21 protein-coding genes and 2 riboswitches are annotated in these 22917 nt (G+C 53.7%); of the genes, 12 read left to right on the plus strand and 9 right to left on the minus strand.

What is annotated here, in order from left to right; all coding sequences use genetic code 11:
- Window positions 1-204 precede the first annotated feature (204 nt).
- From B2M23_RS11040 to B2M23_RS11050, 3 genes are all read left to right on the plus strand, one after another.
- Complete coding sequence (locus B2M23_RS11040) at window positions 205-1023, plus strand: Rpn family recombination-promoting nuclease/putative transposase (protein ID WP_038353607.1); 819 nt, start codon at window positions 205-207, stop codon at window positions 1021-1023.
- A 163-nt stretch (window positions 1024-1186) separates the two neighbouring features.
- Window positions 1187-1936, plus strand: a complete 750-nt coding sequence (locus tag B2M23_RS11045; RefSeq protein ID WP_038353608.1) for a GNAT family N-acetyltransferase — start codon at window positions 1187-1189, stop codon at window positions 1934-1936.
- Between the two features lie 21 nt (window positions 1937-1957).
- Entirely contained in the window at window positions 1958-2359 is a 402-nt protein-coding gene (locus B2M23_RS11050) for an SRPBCC family protein (RefSeq protein ID WP_038353609.1), read from the plus strand.
- A 60-nt stretch (window positions 2360-2419) separates the two neighbouring features.
- Here the strand turns inward: B2M23_RS11050 and B2M23_RS11055 are convergent, their stop codons facing one another.
- The 6 genes from B2M23_RS11055 to B2M23_RS11080 all read right to left on the minus strand — a co-directional run bounded on the left by B2M23_RS11055 (window position 2420) and on the right by B2M23_RS11080 (window position 9778).
- Entirely contained in the window at window positions 2420-2926 is a 507-nt protein-coding gene (locus tag B2M23_RS11055; RefSeq protein WP_013379769.1) for a winged helix-turn-helix domain-containing protein, read from the minus strand.
- 15 nt (window positions 2927-2941) lie between these two features.
- Window positions 2942-5602 (minus strand): magnesium-translocating P-type ATPase, encoded by a 2661-nt coding sequence (gene mgtA / locus B2M23_RS11060; RefSeq protein WP_038353610.1) that lies wholly within the window; start codon window positions 5600-5602, stop codon window positions 2942-2944.
- A gap of 111 nt (window positions 5603-5713) precedes the next feature.
- Window positions 5714-6397, minus strand: a complete 684-nt coding sequence (locus B2M23_RS11065) for an MgtC/SapB family protein (protein WP_038353611.1) — start codon at window positions 6395-6397, stop codon at window positions 5714-5716.
- Between the two features lie 42 nt (window positions 6398-6439).
- Window positions 6440-6634 (minus strand): conjugal transfer protein, encoded by a 195-nt coding sequence (locus tag B2M23_RS11070; RefSeq protein ID WP_110060342.1) that lies wholly within the window; start codon window positions 6632-6634, stop codon window positions 6440-6442.
- An 18-nt stretch (window positions 6635-6652) separates the two neighbouring features.
- Complete coding sequence (gene mgtA / locus B2M23_RS11075; RefSeq protein ID WP_038353612.1) at window positions 6653-9415, minus strand: magnesium-translocating P-type ATPase; 2763 nt, start codon at window positions 9413-9415, stop codon at window positions 6653-6655.
- A 51-nt stretch (window positions 9416-9466) separates the two neighbouring features.
- Window positions 9467-9778, minus strand: a complete 312-nt coding sequence (locus tag B2M23_RS11080) for a DUF3784 domain-containing protein (protein ID WP_038353613.1) — start codon at window positions 9776-9778, stop codon at window positions 9467-9469.
- 453 nt (window positions 9779-10231) lie between these two features.
- Window positions 10232-10289: riboswitch (Fluoride riboswitch) on the plus strand.
- Between the two features lie 63 nt (window positions 10290-10352).
- On the opposite strand from B2M23_RS11080, the gene B2M23_RS11090 reads away from it, so the two are divergent.
- The 9 genes from B2M23_RS11090 (at window position 10353) to B2M23_RS21185 (ending at window position 18787) form a co-directional block, all read left to right on the plus strand.
- Complete coding sequence (locus tag B2M23_RS11090; RefSeq protein WP_038353615.1) at window positions 10353-11864, plus strand: MutS-related protein; 1512 nt, start codon at window positions 10353-10355, stop codon at window positions 11862-11864.
- The gene (locus tag B2M23_RS11095) at window positions 11861-13396 is read left to right on the plus strand and encodes a MutS-related protein (protein WP_038353616.1); all 1536 of its coding nucleotides are present in this window, start codon (window positions 11861-11863) and stop codon (window positions 13394-13396) included. The genes B2M23_RS11090 and B2M23_RS11095 overlap by 4 nt, the downstream gene beginning before the upstream one ends.
- The gene (locus B2M23_RS11100; protein ID WP_146209142.1) at window positions 13362-15128 is read left to right on the plus strand and encodes a dynamin family protein; all 1767 of its coding nucleotides are present in this window, start codon (window positions 13362-13364) and stop codon (window positions 15126-15128) included. The genes B2M23_RS11095 and B2M23_RS11100 overlap by 35 nt, the downstream gene beginning before the upstream one ends.
- A 362-nt stretch (window positions 15129-15490) precedes the next feature.
- Window positions 15491-15558, plus strand: a riboswitch (Fluoride riboswitch).
- Between the two features lie 43 nt (window positions 15559-15601).
- A complete protein-coding gene (locus B2M23_RS11105; protein WP_038353617.1) occupies window positions 15602-15970 on the plus strand; it encodes a hypothetical protein in 369 nt (122 codons plus the stop codon).
- A 273-nt stretch (window positions 15971-16243) separates the two neighbouring features.
- On the plus strand, window positions 16244-16801 hold the full coding sequence (locus tag B2M23_RS11110) for a DUF6431 domain-containing protein (RefSeq protein ID WP_038353618.1): 558 nt from the start codon (window positions 16244-16246) through the stop codon (window positions 16799-16801).
- A 79-nt stretch (window positions 16802-16880) separates the two neighbouring features.
- Entirely contained in the window at window positions 16881-17693 is an 813-nt protein-coding gene (locus B2M23_RS11115) for a Rha family transcriptional regulator (protein WP_081571189.1), read from the plus strand.
- Window positions 17677-18336 (plus strand): hypothetical protein, encoded by a 660-nt coding sequence (locus B2M23_RS11120; protein ID WP_038353619.1) that lies wholly within the window; start codon window positions 17677-17679, stop codon window positions 18334-18336. Before B2M23_RS11115 ends, B2M23_RS11120 begins: the two co-directional genes overlap by 17 nt.
- On the plus strand, window positions 18324-18545 hold the full coding sequence (locus tag B2M23_RS11125) for a hypothetical protein (RefSeq protein ID WP_038353620.1): 222 nt from the start codon (window positions 18324-18326) through the stop codon (window positions 18543-18545). Before B2M23_RS11120 ends, B2M23_RS11125 begins: the two co-directional genes overlap by 13 nt.
- Window positions 18542-18787, plus strand: coding sequence for a helix-turn-helix transcriptional regulator (locus B2M23_RS21185; protein ID WP_052237412.1), 246 nt, complete (start codon window positions 18542-18544; stop codon window positions 18785-18787). Before B2M23_RS11125 ends, B2M23_RS21185 begins: the two co-directional genes overlap by 4 nt.
- Before the next feature lie 153 nt (window positions 18788-18940).
- On the opposite strand, the gene B2M23_RS11135 is transcribed toward B2M23_RS21185, so the two are convergent.
- The 3 genes from B2M23_RS11135 to B2M23_RS11145 form a co-directional block, all read right to left on the minus strand.
- A complete protein-coding gene (locus B2M23_RS11135) occupies window positions 18941-20341 on the minus strand; it encodes a recombinase family protein (RefSeq protein ID WP_038353636.1) in 1401 nt (466 codons plus the stop codon).
- Between the two features lie 151 nt (window positions 20342-20492).
- On the minus strand, window positions 20493-21866 hold the full coding sequence (locus B2M23_RS11140; protein WP_038353637.1) for an SNIPE associated domain-containing protein: 1374 nt from the start codon (window positions 21864-21866) through the stop codon (window positions 20493-20495).
- 70 nt (window positions 21867-21936) lie between these two features.
- Window positions 21937-22791 carry an XRE family transcriptional regulator gene (locus B2M23_RS11145; RefSeq protein WP_052237413.1) on the minus strand — a complete coding sequence of 285 codons (855 nt, stop codon included), beginning with the start codon at window positions 22789-22791 and terminating at the stop codon, window positions 21937-21939.
- Between the last annotated feature and the right edge of the window lie 126 nt (window positions 22792-22917).

Consider the following 22917-nt stretch of genomic DNA (forward strand, 5'->3'; position numbering starts at 1 on the left):
GCCGAGACGGCAGCCCCGGCAGACCGCGGGCCTCTGTGGAAAGTAAAAGAATCTTTCGCTTAAAGGCAGGGCACAATGCCCTGTCGTGCCGCCAGAATGGAACCAATGGTGCAGTCACTGCAGAGTGCGAAGACTCAAAGGCTAAGTCTCCGTTGCAGAATTAAGAAAATCCTGTTATACTAAAGAAAAAGAGGGGGGAACCGCATGGAAGAGGAATACAGCGCGCTGCCGATCACCAATGATTTTATGTTCACAAGGGTTATGCAGGATCCGGAGATATGCAAGGGATTTTTGCAGGAGGTGTTGCCCGACATCCGTATCCGGGATCTGCACTATCTGGAGCCCCAGAAAACACTGGAGGGCAATGTGGACGCTCACGGCGTGCGCCTGGACGTGTATGTGGAGGACAATGACAAAGTCTACGACATTGAGATGCAGACCGTACCTCAGGGTGATCTTGGCCGCCGGGCGCGGTACTATCAGGGCCATGTCGATATGGACCTGTTAAAGAAGGGAGAGAAATACGATGAGCTCAGGGACAGCTACATCATCTTTATCTGCACCTTCGACCCCTTCGGATTTGAAGAGTATGTCTACACCTTCGAGAACCAGTGTGACGAAGTCAAAGACCTGAAGCTTGAGGACGGCACCTGGAAGCTGTTCCTGAACACCAAAGGCAGAAAGGGCCGAAACCGTCCAAACCTGAAGATTGTACTGGACTATTTTGACAACAAGCCCGTAAAGGAACCCACCGAGCTGGTAAAAAAAATGGAAACCGCGGTAGAAATAGCGAATAAAGACAAGGGATGGAGGCGAGAAGTCATGAATTTGGAAATGAAACTATACGACCGGGAGAGAATTGGTATGCAAAAAGGCATACAAAAAGGCATGCAAAAAGGCGAGAAAAAAAAGGCCCGGGAAGTGGCTGTAAATCTGCTGAAACAAAACCTGCCGGTCAACCTTATCGCCAATGCCACTGGCTTGAGCGAAACGGAAATCGAAGAGCTGAAGCAAGAACTTTAAGGGCTCTTTCTGAGAGCATTGCGCATAATTGTGCCGTGCTCTCGGGTTTGCCCTGCGGCTTATGGAGTAAACTATGCCGGTATGCCAAAAACCTGACAGACATTGTCAGGTTTTTTTGGTATAATGGTACAAAGAGCCAAAAGGCAACAGAGGGAGGAAATCAATGAGTGAAGCGTATATTAATCTGACAGCCGAAAACCTGGACAGCCAGCATGTGTGCTGTGCCATAGCCGACAAAAAGCACCAGTGCGGTGTGGCAGCGAAAAAGAAATGGCTGCGGGAGCGGCTGGCCGAGGGGCATGTTTTCAGGAAGCTGGACGACCGGGGGAAGGTCTTTATCGAGTACGCGCCCCTCGAGACTGCCTGGACGCCGGTGCTGGGGGACAACTACCTGTATATTTACTGCCTGTGGGTGGCCGGGTCTTTTAAGGGAAAGGGCCACGCCGCCGCGCTGCTGGGCTACTGCATTGAGGACGCAAAAGCGCGTGGGAAATCCGGCGTGTGCGTGCTGAGCGCCAGAAAGAAAAAGCCCTTTATGGCAGATAAGAAGTTTTTTATGAAATATGGCTTTGAGACTGTTGACACCACGGACGATGGCTATGAGCTTCTGGCCCTGTCCTTTGATGGGAGCCTGCCCCGCTTTGCCCAAAATGTCAAAAAACAGGCCATCCCGGGCAAGGAGCTGACCATTTATTATGGCATGCAGTGCCCCTTTATCCCGAACTGCATCGAGCAGGTAAAGAGCTACTGCGAGGCGAACAGCGTCCCTCTGGAGCTGGTGGCTGTGGACAGCCTGGAGGCCGCAAAGGCACTGCCCTGCGTGTTTAACAACTGGGCCGTTTTTAAGGATGGCCGGTTTGAGACCGTCCACCTGTTAAACGAGGGCCAGCTGAAAAAGCTGCTGGCCAAATAGGCGTTAGGAAAGGAGACAGAGATGGCAAAAGCAAGGCTGAAAATAAGTTTACCCTGCAGCGTCTCCGCCCTGTGGCGGGTCGTGACCGACAATGAAAACAGTGGCTGGCGCAGCGATCTGAGCCGGATCGAGGTTCTGGACGAGAGGCGGTTTGTGGAGTACACCGCAAAGGGCTACCTCACCTTTTTTACGATCACAGCCCTGGAGCCCTGTAAGCGTTATGCCTTTGATATGGAAAACGGCAATATGAAGGGCCGGTGGGAGGGCTTTTTCAGCGAGGAGGACGGCCAGGCAGTCTTAACCTTTACCGAGGAGGCCGCGCCCAAAAAGTTTTTCATGCGCGCTTTTATTGGCCCCTACCTGAAAAAGCAGCAGGCCCGGTATGCGGCCGATCTGGAAAAAGAGCTGATGAAAGAAAAATAAGCGCAAAAAACAGCGTGTGGAAGAACCTGTCCGCGCGCTGTTTTTTTGCGCGTCCGGCTTTCAGGAGCGCGGGTCTGTAAACTTATAGCCAATGCCCCAGATGGTCAGGATAAACTCTGGCGCGTCGGGGTTGGGCTCAATCTTTTTCCGGAGCTTGCGGATAAAGGCCATGATGTTGCTGTCGGCCATGAGGTAGTCCTCGGCCCACACCGCCTGGTAGATCTGCTCCTTGGTAAAGACCTCGCCTTTGTTTTTAGCCAGAAAGTGCAGGATGTCAAACTCCTTGGGGGTCAGGCCGATCTCTTTTCCGTCGTAGAGTACCCGCCGGCTTTTGGGGTGGATCTCAAGGGCGCCGGCGTAGATGCCGTCGTCCATGAGGCCGGCCAGGCTCTCGCTTTGGCCGGCCAGGCCCAGCACAAGGGTCGCCGCGTCACCGTCGAGGAGGTCACGCAGGCCCTGGCGCAGCTCCTCGGCGTAGGCAGACTGGACCGGCAGGGTCTCCAGGGCCTGGTACAAAGACTGGGCAAGGGCGGAATCCATCATGATAAAGCTTGCGTTTTTTTTCATCTGGGTTCCTCCTTTCTAGATCAGTTCGCCGTATTTCGCGGTGTAGAGCCGTTTCAGCACAGTGGTCAGCAGCATGTAGGCCGCCACGACAGCCAGCAGAAAGCCAAAGTAGCGCGGCGGGAGGATGGTCAGCCCCAGCACGCTGAACAGCGGGGTAAAGGAAAGCCCGGTGAACAGCAGGATACCGGCAACGGTGATGAGCATGACCGGCGCCGAGGGCCGGCTCTGCAGAAACGGGATTTTTTCGGTGCGCAGCATATGCAGGATGAGCACCTGAGTCCACATGGATTCTAAAAACCACCCAGTCTGGAATACCGCCATGTACTGGAGCTGCAGGGCCGGGTCGGTGAGCTGGGTATAGAGCAGGCCGCCGGTAAGGGAGGGGCACAGCACAAAGTACAGAAACAGAAAGGTGATCCCGTCGAACAGTGAGCTGATGGGCCCGAAAAAACCCATGAACCGCCCCAGGGTTTTTCCCGACCAGTCCCTGGGAGAGGCGCAGGCCCCGCTGTCCACGTGGTCCCAGGGGAGCACAATGCACAGGGTGTCGTAGAGCAGGTTCAGCAGCAGAAGCTGGATGGCCGCCATCGGCAGAAAGGGCAGGAAGGCGCTGGCAAAGACAATGGAGAGTATGTTGCCAAAATTTGAGCTGGCGGTGATTTTGATGTATTTGGTCATGTTGGTAAAGGTCTTTCGTCCCGCCAGAATGCCAGCCTCCAGGACGTTCAGATCCTTTTGCAGCAGGATGACGTCCGCCATGTCCTTTGCCGCGTCCACGGCGGTATCCACCGAGATGCCAACATCGGCCTGGCAGATTGCCGGAATATCGTTCATGCCGTCGCCCAGAAAGCCCACGGTGTGGCCGTTTTCCTGCAGAGCCTCCACGATCCGCACCTTCTGGCTCGGGCTCAGCTCGGCAAAGACAGCGGTTTTTTCCGCGGCGCGGCGCAGCTCCAGATCGGACAGGGCGTCCAGCTCTGTGCCGGTGAGCAGGCTGTCTGCGTCGACGCCAATCCGCTGGCAGACCGAGCGGGCGATCTGCCGGTGGTCGCCGGTCAGGATTTTGGTCTGGACCTGCAGTGCTCTCAGCCCGGCAATGGACTGGGCCGCGGTGCGCTTGGGCGCGTCAAAGAACGCCAGATAGCCCATCAGGATCATGTCCCGCTCGTCGTCTGTGGTGACATGGCTCTGGCTGTTCAGGTCTTTCCGGGCTACAGCCACCACCTTCATGCCGTCCTCCAGCATCTCGGCCACCACCGCGTCCAGGCTGGCTCGGCCGTCCCGGGTAATGGGGCGGACAGCGCCCTGGTACTCCACAAAGGCACAGCGGGAAAAAACCGCCTCCACATCGCCCTTCATGACCAGGGTATGCCCGCCGCTGCCGGCCAGGAGGATGCTGGCGTACTTCCGGTTATAGTCAAAGGGAATCTCATCCACCTTTTGGTACTGCCTGGCCAGGGCGGCGCAGGCGTCCCCCTTTCCCGGCATGGTCCGGCATTCCAGAATCGCGGCGTCGATGGGGTTCCTGACGCCGGAGTGGTACAGGCTGTTGAGGTAGGCGAAGCGGAGCACCGCCTCGCTTTCATTACCCAGGATATCCATGTAATATTCCAGGAGGATGCCCGCATTGGTCAGGGTACCGGTTTTATCCATACACAGGATATCCATGCTGCCAAAGCCCTGCATGGCGTTGATGTCCCGGATAATGGTCTGCTTTTTTGACATGGCGACGCTGCCCTTTGCCAGGCAGGAGGTGATGACCATGGGCAGCATTTCCGGCGTGAGCCCCACAGCCACTGAGAGGGCGAAGAGAAAAGCCTCCACCCAGCTGCCCTTGGTGACGCCCGCGGCCACAAAGACAATGGGCACCAGCACAGCCATAAACCGGAACAATACCCAGGCGATGGAGGCGGCGCCCTTTTCAAAGCTGGCCGGGGACAGCGCGTCCGGCCCTTTAAAGCTGCCGTACAGGGTCTCCCGCCCCACAGCCAGCACTGTGCCCTCGCCCTTTCCGCTGATGACGGTGGTGCCCATAAAGACAAGGTTTTGATATTGGGAGAAGGCCATCTCCTCCTGACAGCTGTAAACCCGGCTGTCCTTTTCCAGGATGCCGCTCTCGCCGGTGACGGCCGACTGGGAGACAAAGAGGTCCTCGGTATGGGTGAGGCGTATATCCGCCGGGACGCGGTCGCCGGCAGCCAGGAAGACATGGTCGCCCACCACCAGCTCCTCGGCGGGGAGGGCGAGGCGCACACCGTCCCGCTTTACAGCCGCATGGGTGTGGACCAGCCGGTCGAGCCGGTCATAGGCGCGCTTTGAACGCAGCTCCTGGGTCAGGCGCACGGTGCCGCTGATGAGGATCATCACAGCGATGATGACCACTGTGCCGGTGTTTCTGGGGGAGCTGCCGCTGTACCAGAGGTCAGTGGCCAGGGCGACCAGGCCCAGCACAAACAGGATCACCGTAAAGGGGTTGACAAAAGCCCGGCGGAGTCGGGCGCTCATGGCCTCGGCCTTTCCGGTAACCCCGGTGTTGGCTCCGTATTTTTCCTTCATGGCGCCGACCTGGTCTAGCCGCAGCCCGTTTTTGGTGGTGCCCAGGTCCCGGTACAGGGCGGCGGCATCGGAGTGGGCGTATTTTTTGATCCGTTCATTTAAGGACGATGTTTTTTTCAAGGGAACACCTTCTTCCTGAAAATTTCATTTTGCTGGTTCCTATTGTAGCACACCTTACATGTAAAAAATCTTGCGATTTCTTGCGATTAAAAAAGCCGGACATAAGCCCGGCTACTGAACCTGCTCCCACTTGGCGGAAACCTTGTCCTCATTTTTCAGGCAGCTCGTGGTGATCTGCTCAATGACAGGGATGGGGTTCCGGTAAAAGCAGGTGTATTCTGCGATGATCTCGATGCGGCCGCCGGGCAGGTCGTTGCTGTCCAGGCTCACCAGGTACATTTTCCGGTTCCGCACCGCGTTGATGAGGTAGCTGCGCAGGCGGCCCTCATACCGCTCGTCGCACACAACGGATACAGTGTAGCGGTTGTCCGTCTCAGAGAAATTGACCAGTGGGTAGATCCGCCTGGCCACCGGGCGGGAGAGGATATTGGCCGCTATGAGGATCAGCGCTGCCACCAGGGCGAAAAGGATCCTGCCGGTTGCCGAGAAGCAGCCCACCGCCGCAGTGCACCAGAGTGTGGCGGCAGTGTTGAGCCCCTTGACGTTTCCGCCCTCCTTGAAGATGACGCCGCTGCATAAAAAACCGACCCCCGAGATAATGTAGCTCTCGATACGGCCGATGTCGGAGTAAAGCTCGATCACCATGGGAAGCTGTAAAAACAGGCAGGTTCCCAGGCAGATAAGAATATTGGTCCGGATGCCGGCAGGGTGCCCGGTGAACTGGCGCTCCAGTCCAATGATAAAGCCGAGCAGCAGCGCGACGCCAAGGCGGAATACAAAATCATAGATGTTCATCGTGACACCCCCTTCGGTTTGTTATTTCAGAAAGCCGCAGGCTTATTGCGGCCGGCTGTGGGCGCGGGCCTGCGCGGCAGACTGCACCGCCTGTTTTTGAGGCTTAAGGCCCCAGAGCACTGCGTTCATTACAACCACAGCCAGCAGGCAGACCAGCATGGCGGCCCAAAAGCCGAGGTTGACGCCCAGCAGCTCCGTAGTGTTAAAAAGGCTTAACCAAAGCATATTAAAGTTCATCATCATACTCCTTTCGTTTTAGAGAAGGTCCCCGAAATGCCGTACATAAGCTTTTTTCACACTGGTGGCAAGGCACATGTACAGGATAATGCATGGGGCCAGGTAGGCAAAATAGAGGGACGGCAGCGGCATGAAGCCCAGGCTCACGCCAAAAGCGGTAAAGGGCAGGGCTGTAACCACCCCGCACCCGATAAAGGTGAGCAGGGTAAGGCCCGCGGAGGCCCGGCTCTGGATAAAGGGCAGCTTGTCGGTGCGGATCATATGGATGACCATGGTCTGGCTCCACATGGATTCCACAAACCAGCCGGCCTGGAACAGCGCCGTATAGCTTATCTGCATCTGGGCCAGCTCGGCGCCGGAGAAGTGGGCCGCCAGGTCATTGTACAGGACGCCGCCAGATATGAACATGGGGCAGAACACAAAGTACATGACGGCATAGGTGGTCCAGTCGAAGATGGAGCTTGTGGGTCCGAGCCAGAGCATAAAGCTGCCCACCGATGAGGCGTCCCAGTTGCGGGGCCGCTTCAGAAAGTCCTCGTCCACGTTGTCCCAGGGGATGGCGGTGCAGGTCAGGTCATAGATCAGGTTTAAAAAGATCAGCTGCGCGCTCTGCATGGGTAAAAAGGGCAGCAGGGCAGAGGCGGCCAGCACTGAGAACATATTTCCAAAGTTTGAGGAGGCCGTCATCTTAATGTACTTGTTCATGTTGGCGTAGGTTTTGCGCCCCTCGATAATGCCCTGCTCCAGGATCATCAGGTCCTTTTCAAGGAGGATAATGTCCGCGGATTCCTTGGCAATGTCCACCGCGCTGTCCACAGAGATACCGACGTCGGCCGATTTCATGGCCGCCGCGTCATTGATGCCGTCACCCATAAAGCCGACCGTATGGCCCTTTTCGCGCAGCACTGTGACAATGCGGGCCTTCTGGTCGGGTGAGAGCTTGGCGAACACATCGGTGCGCTCCGCCATCTTTGCCAGGGTGAAATCATCCATTTTGTCAATGTCGGAGCCCAGGAGCAGGTTGTTGATCTTAAGGCCCACCTGGCGGCAGATAAACTGGGTAACCTTTTCGTTGTCCCCGGTCAGAATCTTGGTGGTCACACCGTATTCCCGCAGCGCCTTAATGGCCGCGAAGGCAGATTCTTTCGGCGGGTCCAGAAAGGCAAGGTAGCCCATGAGCACCATGCCGCACTCGTCCTTCACGCCAAAGGTGCCCACCGGCGACGGGTTTGTCTTCTGGGCGACAGCGATGACCCGCATGCCGTCGTTGTTGTAGGCGTCGACGGTCTTCAGGATATTTTCCCGGATTTCGTCGGTCAGCGGCTCGACCCTGCCCCTGTACTCCGCAAAGGCGCAGATCGAGAGCATTTCCTCCACCGCCCCCTTGGTGACCATCTGGGTCTTGCCGTTTTTGTCGCTGACCACAGTGGAAAGGCGGCGGCGGGTGAAATCAAAAGGGATTTCATCCACCTTGGTGTAGGTTTCGGACAGGTCCGTCAGCCTTGGGTCAGAGGCTTCCTCCTCCTCGGTCTTGCGGATAATGGCGTGATCCATCAGGTTTTTATACCCTGTCTGGAAATAGCTGTTGAGGTAGGCGTGGCGGAGCACCCGGTTGTCCTTATTGCCCATCACGTCCAGAGAATACTCCAGCACCACGCGTTCCTGGGTCAGGGTGCCGGTCTTGTCGGTGCAGAGAATATCCATGGCCCCGAAGTTCTGGATGGCGTTCAGGTTTTTGACAATGGTTTTTTTCTTGGACATGGACACCGCGCCCTTGGCCAGGCAGGTGGTGACGATCATGGGCAGCATTTCCGGGGTCAGCCCGACAGCGATGGAAATGCCGAAGAGGAAAGCCTCCAGCCAGTCGCCCTTGGTCAGCCCGTTGATGACAAAGACTACGGGTACCATGACAAACATAAAGCGGATAAGCACCCAGGAGATGGCGTTGACGCCCTTGGTAAAGCTTGTTTCCACAGCTTCCCCCGCCACAGAGGAAGCCATGGAGCCAAAGAGCGTGTCGTCGCCCACAGAGATGATGACCGCGGTGGCGCTGCCACTGATGACATTGCTGCCCATAAAGACAATGTTCGTATAATCGGTGACGGTGCCAGCTGTGCCGTCGCAGGCAAGTGGGGTTTTTTCGGTGGGTTCGCTTTCGCCGGTCAGGGCCGCCTGGCTGACGAACAGATCCTTGGCGTGGATAATCCGCGCGTCCGCGGGGATCATGTCGCCGGCGGAGAGGTGGATGATGTCCCCGACGACGGCCTCGTCCAGAGGGATCTCCTGGGTGGCGCCGCCCTCGCGGTCAACGGTGCAGGTGGTTGTGATCATGCCCAGCAGCTTTTCGGCCGCGCTGCCGGAGCGGGATTCCTGAAAAAAGCGCAGGGTTCCTGAGATCAGAACCATGGTCAGAATAATGACGACAGTCTGCAGGCTGAAGTCATCCGGTGAATTCTGGATAAGCGGCAGAATAATGTCGGTGATCGCGGACACAAAGGCAAGGCAGAATAAAATGGCAGTAAAGGGATTAATGAAGGCTTCCGCCAGCCTTCTCGGCAGTGTTTTCTTCTTTTCATGGGTGACTTTGTTGTTACCATAGGCGCTGCGGCTGGCGGTTACATCCTTTTCCGTCAGGCCCCCCAGCGTGGTATTGAATTTTTTTAAAACCGCAGGGATTTTGCTGGCCGCCGCAAAATGGATGACTGCGCTGGCCTGTTCTCTGCGGGCAGCGCTGTCAATTCTCTTTTTTACAGCTCCGTTGTTTTTTTGAATCCTGTTCATGGGTCCATACCTCCTGATAATAATGGTGCGGTGCGTGAATGCAGGGCTTGCTTACTCCGATTTGTACCAGCCTGAGTGGTTGATAAAAACAATATCAAGGCCGGTCAGGATAAACCAGGCAATCATGCACCACATGAACGCAGCGTGGTGGAACGCCGGGTTAAAGCCAGCGGCCAGAAATACAGCGCTGGCAGCGCCCACCACACATCCGATGTTCCGGCTGAGCCGGTCAATGCGTATTTTGCTTTTTTCGCGTTCGGACATTCTCTGCCAGACGTTGAGCCAGCCAGGGGTCAGACCGGCGAAAAAGGCAGCTCCGGCCGCCAGAAAGATCAGCCCGAAAATAATGCAGTATAGGTTCATTGGTGCCACACTCCTTCTGTGTTTCTGGGAAAGGCTGAAAAAGGGCATAAAAAAACCACCGCCTTATGCCGCTTCAGCGCATATCCCCTCATTTCCGAAAGCTTCCTGGGGTTTGGGTATGCAACAGTGAGTGGAAAACATAAACGATGGAAAACAGATTATGGAAAAAAGGCAGAGGTATCAACACCCAGAGGGCAGTCTGCCGCCTGGGGATACGGCGGGCACGCCGCCTGCCTGCAGGCCTGCTTTTCTGATCGTTTTGTCGGGTCCGCTGTTACTGCAACTGTCCAAGGTGTTTCATCTCCTTCCGTTAATTTCTTAAGCTGTGCCCGTAAGCACTTTAACAGTATACGCACAGCGGCTATAAAATCCTATGGTTAAAACCTTGCGATTTTCTTGCCAAACCGCAAGAAAACCAAAGAGGGTTTGACAGCCGCCGGGTTCCGTGTTATATTATAGGCAGGTGATGGAGTTCACCTTGACCGCGTAAGCTGATGACTCCTGTAAATTCTGAGAGGATTTGCAGGGGTTTTTTTATTGCTCCTTTTATCCTCAGCAAAAAGGAGTAATGACAATGAATACCAGTATTTTATGGCCAACGCCCCAGGACGAAGTGTCCGCTATGCCAGATTATTTTGTGGATCTGAACCTTGACCAGCTGCTTGAGCGCATGATAGGGGCAGAGGATCGCTGCCGCCTGCGCCCGCTGTATTACACGCTGTGCGGCGACAGGGAGGCGGTCGCCTACCGCCAGGCCGCTTTTCGGGACTGTATGAGGCCGGAAATAAAGGCCGCGTCCGACCAGTTTACAGAGCAGATGGCGGAAGTACGAAGACAGTTAAAGCTGGCCCGGAGTTTGTCGGACACCTGGAACCAGCGGGGATGGTTTTTTGAGGCGGCAGCGCTCTACTGTGAGGCGGTTGAGGGCCTGAGCGGCGTGTTTCAGGCCTCTGCCCTGGACTCGACCGCCCTCACAGGCCTGCGGCGCTGGCTGGCCGCCTATGCCCAGAGCCGGCGCTTTGTCTGCATGAAGTCGGAAATAGCCGTAGTGAGGGAGGCGCTTGGAAAAGTATATCTGCGGCTTAATATTAACGGGACCACCATCCGTGTGGGAAAGGGCAAGGCGGAGCCAGAGGATTATGGCGCGGTGGTCGGGCAGTGTTTTGAAAAGCTTTCGGAAAGCCCCTATGACCCGTCGGAAATGCGCTTTCGTGTCAGTGCGCGCTTAAACCATATCGAGCGCGCGATTCTTGGACAGGCGGTGGACGATTACCCCGAAGCCTTTGGCGCCCTGGGGGCGTTTTGCGGGGCGTATCCGGATTTTCTGGAGGCGGAAGTTTTGGGCTTCGAGCGTGAATACTGTTTTTTACAGGCCTATCTCCGCTATATCAAACCCCTTGAGGACAGCGGCTTGCCCTTCTGTGTGCCGGAAGTAGCCAGAGGCGGCGGTCTGGCGGTCAGAGATGCCTTTGATCTGGTGCTCGCAAAAAAGAGCGGGGGACGGGGCATAGTGGTCAACAGCTGTGTAACCCGGCCAGGGGAGCGTATTCTGGTGGTTTCAGGCCCCAATCAGGGCGGAAAAACCACCTTTGCCCGGATGCTTGGCCAGCTGTGCTGTCTGGCGGCCCTGGGATTGCCAGTCCCCGGGGCATCGGCAGCGCTCTTTCTGCCGTCGCGGATATTCACCCACTTTGAGCGCGGTGAGGACAGCCGCGGCCAAAACGGGAAGCTTCAGGACGACCTGCTCCGTGTCCATGCCATCCTGGCCCAGGCAGACGCCCACAGCCTGGTCCTCCTGAATGAAATTTTCACCTCCACTGCGCTGAAGGACGGACTGGCCCTTGGCCGGAAAGTCTTTGCGCGGCTCCAGGCCCTGGGGGCGTATTGTGTCTGCGTAACCTTTATGACCGAGCTGTCCAAATACAGCAAGACAACAGCCAGCTTTGTGAGCACCCTCGACGCCGGAACAGCGGAGCGGTCCTTTAAAATCCTGCGCAGGCCGGCGGACGGGCAGTCCTATGCCCAGGCTCTCGTAAGGAAATACTGCCTGCGGGAGGCAGACATCAAAAGGCGGGTGAGCTCATGAAGCCCCACATGCTGTACCCCGATCAGGACCTGCTGGTCCAGAAAAATCTGAAGGCCCACCAGGAGGCGCTCATAAAGGATCTGGGACTGGAAACCCTTTTGGAGGTTATGGCCCAGGACGATCTGGACCGGTGGCACACAGCCAGGTGGGTGCTGCTGAACAGCGAAAAAGATGTGCAGGTGCTGCGTTACCGGCAGGCTGTTCTGAAAGACTGCCTTGAGCAGCCTGAGGCCTTTCGCGCGCTCTACAGCATCGCCCGGGACGCAGTCCGCGAGCGGCGGGGTATCTACCTTTCCTTTTTCAGTGAGCTGGAAAGGCCCAGCGCGTCATTGTCCAGCGCTTCAGACTATCTGGATAAAGCCCTGGACCGGACCAGGGAGCTCAGGCTGCTGGCAGAGGAAAAAGGAGAAAGCTTTCATTCGGAGGGCTTCAGGCAGCTTTTCGCCCAGGTCTCTGACCGTGTGCCGGAGACAGCCTACACAGAGATGAAAGCACACCTGGCCGGTCTCTCTTTTCCCAGAGGTCTGACAGCCAACGCAGGTGTCGGCCCGGGCGGCCCGCTGTCCGGGTATACCCTGCTCAAGCCTGAACGCCCAGCCGGCAGCCCGTTCAGGCACTGGCTTCACAGGGACAGGGAGCTGGTGATCCATGTGGACCCAAGGGACATGTCCGGCCTGGCGACACTGACAGCCCTCAAGGATCAGAGCAGCGCCCGGGCCGCCGTGGCCATTGTCAGGAGTGCCCGGACGCTGTCCCGTTTTTATGAACAGCTTTTGACAGAGCTGGACTTTTACATGGCCGGATTAGCCCTGTATGAGGTTCTGGTGGACGTGGGCGCTCCCACAGCTTTTCCGGTGATAAGGCCGGCTGTGGACTGCGCCCGGAGCTACAGCGGTCTTTATGATATTGGCCTTGCCCTTATACGGGGCGCGGAAGTGGTGGGCAACACACTGATCGAGGACGGCGCTGCCCTCACCGTTGTCACCGGAGCCAACCAGGGCGGGAAATCTACCTTTCTCAGAAGTCTTGGACTGGCACAGCTCATGCTGCAATGCGGCCTTTTTGTGCCGGCCGAGGCCTTTGAGGCCAGCCTGTGCGATGGAATTTTTACCCATTTCAGACGGCCCGAGGATCGCGGAATGGATAGCGGAAAGCTGGAGGAGGAGCTTAAGCGCATGAATGACATAGTCAGCCAGCTAAGGCCAGCCTCCCTGGTGCTTCTCAATGAGTCTTTTTCAGCCACCAATGAGAGCGAGGGCTCAGAGATCGCAGAGCAGATCACCCTGGCGCTGCTGGCAGCCGGGGTGCGTGTGGTGTTCGTTACCCATTTTTACCGTTTTTCCCAGGAGCTTTTTGATCTGGAGCGCCCGGATATCCTGTTTTTGAGGGCAGAACGCCAGGATAACGGCAGCCGGACCTTTAAAATAAAGACCGGAGCGCCGCAGCCTGTCAGCTTTGGCATGGACTTATACCGTCAGATATTTAAGGAGGACACAAGTGATACAACCGAACGACCTATGGACAATGCTTGACGCTGCCCTGCCGCTGCTGAGAGAGAACCCGCTCTGCGGCCAGGAGGCCCGTCAGCTTGAAAATTTGAGAAAGCGGCTTGCGGAAAACCAGCTTGTTTTAGCTGTTTTCGGACAGTTTAAGCGCGGCAAAAGTACCTTCATCAACCAGCTGCTCGGCGCGCCCGTGCTGCCCACAGGCATTGTACCCGTCACCTCGGTGGTGACCCAGCTGTTCTATAAAGAGCAGGCCGGGGCAGAAGTAAGCTATGAAAAGGCAGCTTCCGAAAAAATTCCGCTGAAGGCGGTCAAGGCCTTTGTGGATGAGGGTGAAAACCCCGAGAATTACCGTCAGGTAACAGGCGTAGCCATCGGCTACCCCGCGGATTTTTTGAAAAGTGGGGTGGTTCTGGTCGATACACCGGGGGTCGGCTCCCTGCACCGGGGCAATACCGACATGGCGTCTGGCTTTACCGGAAAAACAGACGCGGCGATTTTTATGCTGTCTGTGGACAGCCCCATCAACGAGATTGAGTGCCGATTTATTAAACAGCTGCAAAAGGACCAGGTACGGCTTTACTTCGCAGTGAATAAAACCGATACTATCAGCGGGGAAGATCTCCGGCGCTATCTGGATTACTGCCAGGCCCAGCTGGAGAAGCTCATGGGCGGACAGGAGAGCGCCATATACCCCATCAGCGCGGCCACGCCGGAAGATGAGGGTATACAGCGGCTGATGAACCGGATATTTGAGGATTTTGAGAGAATGGGCACACACCTTTTGGCAGACTCTGTAGCCCGCAAAGCCGCCAGGGCTTTAATAACCGCAGAGCATAAGCTGGCCCTTTCACAGTCAGCCTATGAGATGCCCCTTGAACAGCTCCAGGCCATTTCGGAAAACCTGCAAAGCACAAAACAGAAGGCCCGGCGCATGGCCGACGAGGCCGTTTACCTTATGCAGATGGCCAGCGACCAGCTGATCAGTGACCTTGAGGCCCAATTAAACCGCCGCAGGCCCGAAGCGCTCAGGACTCTGGGTGCTGTACTGGACGACCTCAACGGCAGGAGCGGCGACCTGCCGCCAAAAGCCTTTGACAAGGCCCTGCGCTCGGCGGTCGAGCGGGAGGTGTCCGCGGCAGTCGCCTGCGCCGGGGAGGAGAACCTTGCCAGAATGCGGGCAGACTACGAAGCGGCCGCCAACAGCTTCAGCCAGGCCCTTCAGGAAATAACCCGCACCCTTTACCGGGAGATCAGCGCCTGCTTTCAGGCAGCGGAGATATTTACCGCTGAGGCCCATACCCTGTCAGCCGCCAGCGACCTCCGTTTTGAGGTGTTTCCCTACCAGGCGGAGTTGGCCCTGAGTCCAGACCGCCTGGTGTTTTTACTGCCGCCTAAAAGGGCGCGGGCACGGTTGCTTAAGCAGGCACAGACCGCGGCAGAGGAGAGCCTGAAACGCGGCTTTACCAGCCTTTTAAGCGATAACCGCTACCGGCTGAGGGAGAGCCAGCGCCAGTTTGGTAAACAGTTCCAGGAAGAGGTCGGCGCTGTGGAGGACGCCCTGGACGCCTTTATGGCCAAAACCCTTGTACAGAGAGCCGAGGTGAAAGCATCGACAGACGACACCGTCAGCGTCCTGGAAAGGCAGCGCGCTGTGCTGATGGATTACAGCCGTCAGATCGAAACAGCCCTTGACAAAAAAGCCGCCGCCGGAGCAGAGAGGCGCAAGCCCATACAGGAAAAAAGCTCTGGAATTTAAACGGCTGAGGAATGAAGCTTCCTCCTAACTGTGGTTGACAGCCAGCCTCTGATAGCTTCTGAGCACCGGCATAAATCGCCGGGACAAACCATTTAGACAGGAGGTGCGCTTATGCTGTACTATAACCCTTTGCTCAAATTGTACGAAGCATTAAAAAACCAGCTTGACGTGTAAAAAGCGCCGAAGGCTGTACTAAAACCCGCCCCCCGGGAAATCGTCCCAAATCTGAAAGTTCCCCTGACATATCTCATTTTGAGAGCGGACGGTTTCCGGGAGTCTTTCCCGGCTTCTCGCTGTTTAGTTCTGCGCGTTTTACAAAAAACTTGAATAATTTCCGAAATATGGTATAATAAATCCAAAAAGAACGACAAGGGAATGAAGTTTCCCGTGGATTTCCAAAAACGCGCAGGCTGATAACTTCTACATCAATGGGGGTTGTCCGCTTTTTTTATTGCGAGAAAGAAGGGACATTTATGCTTACACGGCCAAAGTATTCAAAAAACAAGGGAATTGTCCGCCTGTCCGGACAGCTTCGTCCCGGCTCCGGCTTCTGCCTTTTGCCTGTGAGCCCAGGAAAATGCCGGTGTGCTATCCAGGTTCTGGAGGGCGATGTGCGGCTGAACCACGCAGTCTTTAACCCGGACGGCGGCGCCTGGAGCGCACCGGCGCCAAACAATAAACACGTGCATTACACCTGCCATGCGGGAGAGCACTGTGAGATCGATCTGGAAATCGGGTACAGCTTTGGCAGGGCCGACCATGTAAATCTTGAGAACCTCCATCTCCTGCACCCGGCTGTGGTGGCCTATTCGCTGGAAAAAGTGGAAACACAGCCCAGATAAAAACACAGCCCGCGGACAGTAAAACCCTATTGGCCGCTGGAATAAAGAAAAATGACCGGAAGAAAAACTCAGCGCATAAAAAAATCGAGACAAAACAAACCGAATGTGATATAATATCCCTAATGAAAAAACAGCATTAAAGTGGTAAAGCTACCAAAATAAATAATGGTTTCCGGGACACATGTCAATCAACCGGCACACAGACGCTCAATGGGCGCTGTGTGCCGGTTTTTTTATTGGCCTGCGGCGCCCGGGAGTCCCGGGGAGAAAAATATGCTCATATCTAAAGCACAGCTTATTGTGAAAGGGGAGACCGGCGGCGAGGGACATGAAGCCCGGCAGCTCCTGAAGATTGTTTACGAGGAGATGCCGGACTGCCCGCGGTGCAGCGCGCCTATGAGTGTGCGCGACCACTTCTGGCGCGTGCTTATCGGTATGGACGGCGTCCGGAGGGAGATGCGGCCGCGCCGTCTGGTCTGCACCTGCGAGACCTGCGAGCTGCACACACGCCCGCAGCGCAACCTGCCCCAGGGTGTTGTGCCCAGACGCCAATACAGCGCGGAGGTGCACCAGGCCATTGCCGAGGGCCGCCGCGATGTGCCCTGCGCTGACAACACCATTCACCGCATTTACAGATGGCTCCTCGGCCTGGCCGCTTTTGTGCTGTCCTGCGGGCTTTTTATGCCGGATTGTGAAAACGTTAACGAAGTGGCTGGCAGGACGGAGAGTCCCCTGGAGCGTCTGAGAAATATAGCCGGAGGCGGTGAAAATTGGCTTGCCCGGGTGGTGGGAAGGGCCGCCGGCCGGGGCGGGGGTTTGCACTGGGTTTAGGATGTGATTGACATAGGAATAGGGTAAACTCACGGTATCATCTCAAAAAGATGAAATTTCTGATGCTTGAGGAGGTACAATGATGAAAACCCAAAACAAAGGTCCGGAGACATCCCGCGGCCTTGTTCATTGTGCAGAAAATTCAAAAACGGACAAAATGATTGAAGTCACCCTGTGGAAAAACCGCCCGGTGGTAGGGAGCCGGCAGATAGCCCGGGACTTTGAGCGGGCCCACAAGAGCGTGCTGAGGCGTATCACCCTGCTGAGGCGGGAGACATCGGCACAAAATTGCGCCGATCTTTTTATGAGCTCCACTTATGTTGACCAGTACGGAAGAACACAGAAGGAATACCTCGTCACCCGGGACGGCTTCGCCCTGCTGGTCATGGGCTTTACCGGCGCCCAGGCCCTCTCATGGAAGCTCCGGTACATCCAGGCCTTTAACGCCATGGAGGAACAGCTCTGCCGGCAGGCCCTTTCCATGCCCCAGGATAAGGCCCTGCTGGCCGCCGCGGTGCTGGAGGCCGAGAAGGTCATCGCCGGGCTGCAGGCAGAGGCCGACTACGCGAAGCGCGTCCTCGACAGCCAGGCGCTCATCCCCATCACCGGCATCGCCAAAGATTACGGCATGACCGCGGATTTTATGAACCGCCTGCTCCACAGTCTGGGCGTCCAGTTCAAAAAGGGGAAGCGCTGGTATTTGTACGAGGCCTGGCAGGACGCAGGCTACGCGGCCACCAACACCGACACCATCCGCAAAAAAGACGGCAGCGTCAAGGTGGTGGAGAGCCTGCAGTGGACCCAGAAGGGCAAACGCTTTATCCGCGGTCTGCTGGCCGAAAACAACATCTACCCTGTACTGGAGCGTGGCAGCCATGAACTTTGTGACTGAGTTTTTAGGCTTCATGGCCTGGCTCATGGCCCGGCCGCGCAGGTCCTTAGAGATCCTGGGCCTCTGGGTGTACCTTTTTATAAAAAACAACGCCGCCGCCGTCCAGGACGAGGACGGCAGCTGGTACTGGCCCGTATGGTTCGAGGTGGACAGCAGCGCGCTGCGCGCCTTCATGGACGGAATCTCCTCGAAACGCCTCTGGGAACTCCGGCAGGAGCTTATCCGGTATTCCCGGCTGGAATACCAGAAGGCTTCCGGCGGCCACCCCGCCCGCTACGCCCTGATTCCCTTCGACACAGGGCTGCGGCAGGTTCGCCTGAGTTCCGCAGCCCATTCCGGCAGCAGTTTCTTCTGGAAGCCCGCCGCGGAATGCAGTGGAAACCCGGCGGGATTCCAACCGGAACGCCCTCGGGAACAAAACCGGTTTTCTTCTGATTCAGATATAAATAATAAATATATAAACACAAAGAGTATTCCAGGGTATGCGGACACCAACCCCAACGGCTTCAACATTCCGCCAAAACTCACTGAGGAGGAAGAGCGCCAGCTCGAGGCAGCGTATCCCGACCCGGTCGAGCGCTTCTGGGCAGGCATGGCCCTCAGGGATCAAAAGGCAGAGGAGGAGAAAGCATGGGAATTTTAAAGGACAGCTACGCCGATCTCTACGGCGAGCGCTTTTACGAAGCGCCGGGCTACACCGCCTATGAATGTATGGCCGAGGGCACCCTGCGCTGCACCATAAGAGCCCACACCCTGGAGGAGGCCGAGAACCGGTTTGCCGAAGTCCTCGACGAGGCGGAGGACAACCACCCCGGCCTTACCCTGCGCCAGCAGTGGGTGGCGGAAACGTGACCGCCGCCTTTGCCCGCTGGCTGCGGGAGAGCCGCAGCGCCAGAGGGCTGACCCAGCAGGCCCTGGCCGAGGCGGCCGGCCTCAGCCATAAGACCGTTTTCCGGGCAGAGCGGGGCGAGGCCGTGAGCGCCTACAGCCGGGAACAGCTGACTGCCTGCCTGGGCAGCCCGCCCCCGGAAACCGCTGACCAAATGGGCCAGAGTGGACACTTTATACTGTCCATATACCGGGAGCTGCTGTGATGGTAAACTTAAACCAGAAAAACGAAAGGAGGAACACCCCATGGCCTATGAACGCATCAAAACCAAGCACGAGCTCAAGATGAACCTGAACTACGGCGAGATCGGCGGGAATGTCAGTTATAAAATTAACTAAACTAAAAAAAACGGCCATTTTTAGCCGTTTTGGAAGTTAAATATAATGGTGACGTCGTCGTCATTGATTTCGATTCGTTTGATGATCGAACGAATTAGTGCTTTTTTCTGTTTTATGTCTCCGGTTTCAAGAATTATATCAACAGAATCGAATATCTCTTTGTAATCTTCATAAGACTGAACAACTGGTTTTCTCAATTTGGAAAGATCGTCTTCAAGTTTTTTCTTTTTCTCATATAATGCATTTATTTTTTTATTCAGTTTATCCAGTGGTAATTTATCCAGTGTATAAAGATCCATCAGCTTTTCGACCTGTTGGTCGCACTCAGATATCTCTTTGTCAAGACGGGTCAGATTATTAATGTTACTATCGGCAGCGGGATTGCTCAGTTCCTCAAAATACTGCCGATCGAAAGATAATCGTTTGATCGTATCTATAATCATACTATCCAATTTATGTGTTGGCCAGCTTTTTGACTTACACTTTTTCTTAAATTCGCTGCCTGGCTTCTTTCGATTAGGGCAGCAACAGTAATAAGAGTATTGAACCCCATTGCACTTTGTTGACCGAACGCCGTATCGTTCACCGCATTTAGCACACCAGAGAATTCCGGTTAATAGATACCGGGTTTGTTTCCCTTGCCACCGTGTTTTTGTCTGGATCAGGACCTGCGCTTGCTCAAATACGGCATCGCTGAGAATGGGGTCGTGCAGACCATCAAGGACTTCACCATTAAAGTTTACTTTGCCAATGTAGACAGGGTTTTTAAGTATTTGTATCACCGAGGTGATGGCGTGCCAAGCTAGTGCACCGGGATATTTCTTTGTCATGATTCGACTGATTTCGGAGTAGCTAGCCCCCTTCAACCAATAATCAAAAATTTCACGGACAATTGCGGCTTGGGATTCGTTAATGACTAACCCTTTTTCTTTGCGATCATATCCAAAAGGCAGTCCACCATGGATCAGACCGGATCGGACTCTTGCTTCCATTCCGCTGTGCATTCGCTCAAGAATCTGCTCCCGTTCAAGCTGGGCGAAAACGGATAGAATCCCGACCATGGCCCGGCCAAAGCTGGTTCCGGTGTCGAAGCTCTCGTTTACGGAGACATAATCAACGTGGCAGGGGAGAAAGATATCTTCAATAAGGTGCAGGGTATCTTTTTGGCTTCGGGATAGCCTGTCGAGTTTCAAGGACACGACTACGTCCAAATTCCCAGCCTTGGTATCCGTAATCATCTTTTGCATGGCCGGCCGGTCTAGTTTAGCGCCAGAGAAACCGCCGTCAATATATTCTTCGGCTACCGCCCAATCATGGCTCTGGCAGTAAGCTTCAAGGCGGCGTTTCTGTTCTGGAATCGAATAATTGTCCACTTGTTCTTCTGTACTTACGCGGATATAAAGACCCGCTCTCTTTTTCATATCAAAGACCTCCTAAAAAAGGGTATAAAAATACCCGGTATTGAGTTTTACCGGGAGGTCTGATATAATTATCTTGTTCAGGGACATTATATGAGACCTCTCGGTTTTGTGTATGTCATCGCCTCTGTGTTGGTAGCACGGGGGCGTTTTTTTATTGCGCTTTATGGGCTTGCTTTTTCAACATCATGCTCTCGCGGTATTGCTCGGCTTGTGGGGTTCTAATAAAATCAACGGTTTTATCGTGATTTTTCTGAACTTCATTGATAATTTCGTCCAGTGTTACATTAAAAAATTCTCTCCGTTGATTTACCATATTGATTTTTTTATCCTCAAACGCTTTATGTAATGCATTTTCAAGGGATGGAGCATCATCAGAAAAGATCATAGCGTGCACATCAAAATTAAAAGGAACGGAAGCATCCCCGAGTTCGTTTACGCGGTCTAATGGCTCTAGGCGTCGAGTCATGCCTATTTTATAAACATTTTCGCCAAAGGCTCCAATGTTTGAAATAATATATACATAGCCTGCGCGTTTGTTAGCTTCTCTATAATCAATATCTTTAATAGCTGCGTTGATCTCGGAAATTTTATTCTCAATTTCTAATTTTTTAGCATTTAAGTCAGGTAGTTCCTCTGGAGAAGCCTTTTCGATTTGTTGCGTAACCATTTTTAGAGCATTTTGATAATGGTTTTGCTCCTTTCGAATATTTTTTCGGGCTTCCTCAATCTCTTTTGCTAATTTAGCTTCTTCTCTTAAGCGCTCGCGTTCTTCTTTGGCAGCTTCCTTTTCCTGTTGTTTTTTTAGAGCATATTCATAACAGAGATTCAGTTCTTGCAATTTCAAATCTAGGTATTCCTCGCTAATCTGAATATCCATTGCTTTATTGAGCTTTTCTAGGCTTTCTTTGGACTTAACAATACGGTTCCGAATGGACTCGATGTTATTAAATTTGACTTTTGCGGTGACCGTTTCGCATTCATTATTAAAAGTGCGAAGAGCCTGCTTGACATTGTCTTTGACCATTTTTTGGCCTTTACTCAGGCTGTTGTTAAGAGTCATATTCTTGCTATAAGTACATGCTGTGTCATTTTTAATCATATCTTTTTGACGCTGACGAATAATAGCAATTTTATCCTTATAGGCTTCAGAATTAACAAGATCATAAATAGGGGAGTAAAGACCAAAGTCTTGATAAAGCGTCTCGTCATCTAAAATAATAAGTTCTTTTTTCTTAATTTGTATTTCGTTTTTTAGGTTAAGGAGTTTATTGTTTAACCGATTAATTTTAATTTCAAGCGACTCCCTCTCTTTGTCTAAAGCAGAAATTGTTTCTGTGCTGTTCATTAATTCGGGCGAAAGGGCAGACCGTAGGCGTTTATTTTCTGCTTCTAATGTTTTGATCTTTGCTTGATACTCTTTGTTCTTGGCCGCAGGGGTTAATTCTTCTGCTTTATCTTTAATTTGTTCTTGCGCAGAAGATAAACTGTCCGAAATTTGTTTTTTAAATTTATCAAATAATGCCATTATACACCTCTCAAAAAAAAACTATTTATCAAATTTTTCTTAAAACTTTGACACTGAATCTTACAATATCTTACAATTCCACAAACCCTTCAATCTTCTTCCCAAGCACCTTACCTTGAATCACAAACGTTGAGAACTCACTGATCTGGATCGGTGCGTATTCGGGGTTGTGGGAAATCAGTTCATCGTCACCATACTCTTTTATGAAACATTCACCGTCCAGGTAAAAAACACCGATATCGCCGATATTAAGGGTATCGGTGTGTTGAATATAAACTGAATCCCCATGGGAGAGGGTGGGCTCCATGGAATTGCCCGCAACGTGCATGGTGGTATCTGCACCTTCTGGAAGTTCATCTTCTGGTACTTCAATTGTGACCATTTCCGTGTTGTCGTTATACTGACCACCACCAGCACCGTAAGCACCCTCAAATTGATTTATTTTAACCATTTTATGCCCTTTCTTTGGAATTGGCGGGGCATTGTTGGCAGTGCCGCCGTATGGGATTCGTCGGGCATATAGGTCAAGCTGGTCTTGGTATTCTTCTTTGAGTACTTGAAGTTCGGCTTCGTGCTGCTCTGTTTGCTGTTGCTTGAATTGGTTATAACGGTCAAGTTCACGTGATAATAGGTAATCAATAGTGTCTTTGCCGTAAGTATCGAGTTGACGATATTTTTCAATTAAAGTCAACTCATCATAAGATACTTTTTCTGGGAAATTACCAGCCATTTCATCTTGCCAAAGGTAATTAGCATCAACGTTTAAAGCTTCCATCATTTTTGAGACTGTTAACATATTTGGCTCGCTATTACCCTTTTCGTATCCAGTGACCGTAGACTTTGCCACTCCTATTTTTTGCGCTAACTGTTCTTGTGTCATTTTTTTATTTAATCGAGCTTCCTTTATTCTATCCTTAAAAGCCATTAGAACCACCTCTTTCATGCTTACATTATAATCAGAAAATAAAGACAAGTCAATATAAAAAGTTTGAAAAACTCGAATTTTTTTAGCGAAGCACCTTGACAAAGTCGAGAAATACGAATATAATAA

The organism is Eubacterium limosum, assembly GCF_000807675.2.
In the GTDB taxonomy this organism is placed as follows: Bacteria; Bacillota; Clostridia; order Eubacteriales; family Eubacteriaceae; genus Eubacterium; species Eubacterium limosum.

What these genes read in the sequence shown, in the direction of transcription:
- B2M23_RS11050 (WP_038353609.1), top strand. Translation starts at nt 1,958, where the DNA reads ATGGCAAAAGCAAGGCTGAAAATAAGTTTACCCTGCAGCGTCTCCGCC.
- B2M23_RS11145 (WP_052237413.1), bottom strand. Translation starts at nt 22,791, where the DNA reads ATGGCTTTTAAGGATAGAATAAAGGAAGCTCGATTAAATAAAAAAATG.
- B2M23_RS11110 (WP_038353618.1), top strand. Translation starts at nt 16,244, where the DNA reads ATGCTCATATCTAAAGCACAGCTTATTGTGAAAGGGGAGACCGGCGGC.
- mgtA (WP_038353612.1), bottom strand. Translation starts at nt 9,415, where the DNA reads ATGAACAGGATTCAAAAAAACAACGGAGCTGTAAAAAAGAGAATTGAC.
- B2M23_RS11090 (WP_038353615.1), top strand. Translation starts at nt 10,353, where the DNA reads ATGAATACCAGTATTTTATGGCCAACGCCCCAGGACGAAGTGTCCGCT.
- B2M23_RS11055 (WP_013379769.1), bottom strand. Translation starts at nt 2,926, where the DNA reads ATGAAAAAAAACGCAAGCTTTATCATGATGGATTCCGCCCTTGCCCAG.
- B2M23_RS11135 (WP_038353636.1), bottom strand. Translation starts at nt 20,341, where the DNA reads ATGAAAAAGAGAGCGGGTCTTTATATCCGCGTAAGTACAGAAGAACAA.
- B2M23_RS11065 (WP_038353611.1), bottom strand. Translation starts at nt 6,397, where the DNA reads ATGAACATCTATGATTTTGTATTCCGCCTTGGCGTCGCGCTGCTGCTC.
- B2M23_RS11045 (WP_038353608.1), top strand. Translation starts at nt 1,187, where the DNA reads ATGAGTGAAGCGTATATTAATCTGACAGCCGAAAACCTGGACAGCCAG.
- B2M23_RS11115 (WP_081571189.1), top strand. Translation starts at nt 16,881, where the DNA reads ATGATGAAAACCCAAAACAAAGGTCCGGAGACATCCCGCGGCCTTGTT.
- B2M23_RS11080 (WP_038353613.1), bottom strand. Translation starts at nt 9,778, where the DNA reads ATGAACCTATACTGCATTATTTTCGGGCTGATCTTTCTGGCGGCCGGA.
- B2M23_RS11070 (WP_110060342.1), bottom strand. Translation starts at nt 6,634, where the DNA reads ATGAACTTTAATATGCTTTGGTTAAGCCTTTTTAACACTACGGAGCTG.
- B2M23_RS11095 (WP_038353616.1), top strand. Translation starts at nt 11,861, where the DNA reads ATGAAGCCCCACATGCTGTACCCCGATCAGGACCTGCTGGTCCAGAAA.
- B2M23_RS11040 (WP_038353607.1), top strand. Translation starts at nt 205, where the DNA reads ATGGAAGAGGAATACAGCGCGCTGCCGATCACCAATGATTTTATGTTC.
- B2M23_RS11120 (WP_038353619.1), top strand. Translation starts at nt 17,677, where the DNA reads ATGAACTTTGTGACTGAGTTTTTAGGCTTCATGGCCTGGCTCATGGCC.
- B2M23_RS11140 (WP_038353637.1), bottom strand. Translation starts at nt 21,866, where the DNA reads ATGGCATTATTTGATAAATTTAAAAAACAAATTTCGGACAGTTTATCT.
- B2M23_RS11125 (WP_038353620.1), top strand. Translation starts at nt 18,324, where the DNA reads ATGGGAATTTTAAAGGACAGCTACGCCGATCTCTACGGCGAGCGCTTT.
- B2M23_RS11105 (WP_038353617.1), top strand. Translation starts at nt 15,602, where the DNA reads ATGCTTACACGGCCAAAGTATTCAAAAAACAAGGGAATTGTCCGCCTG.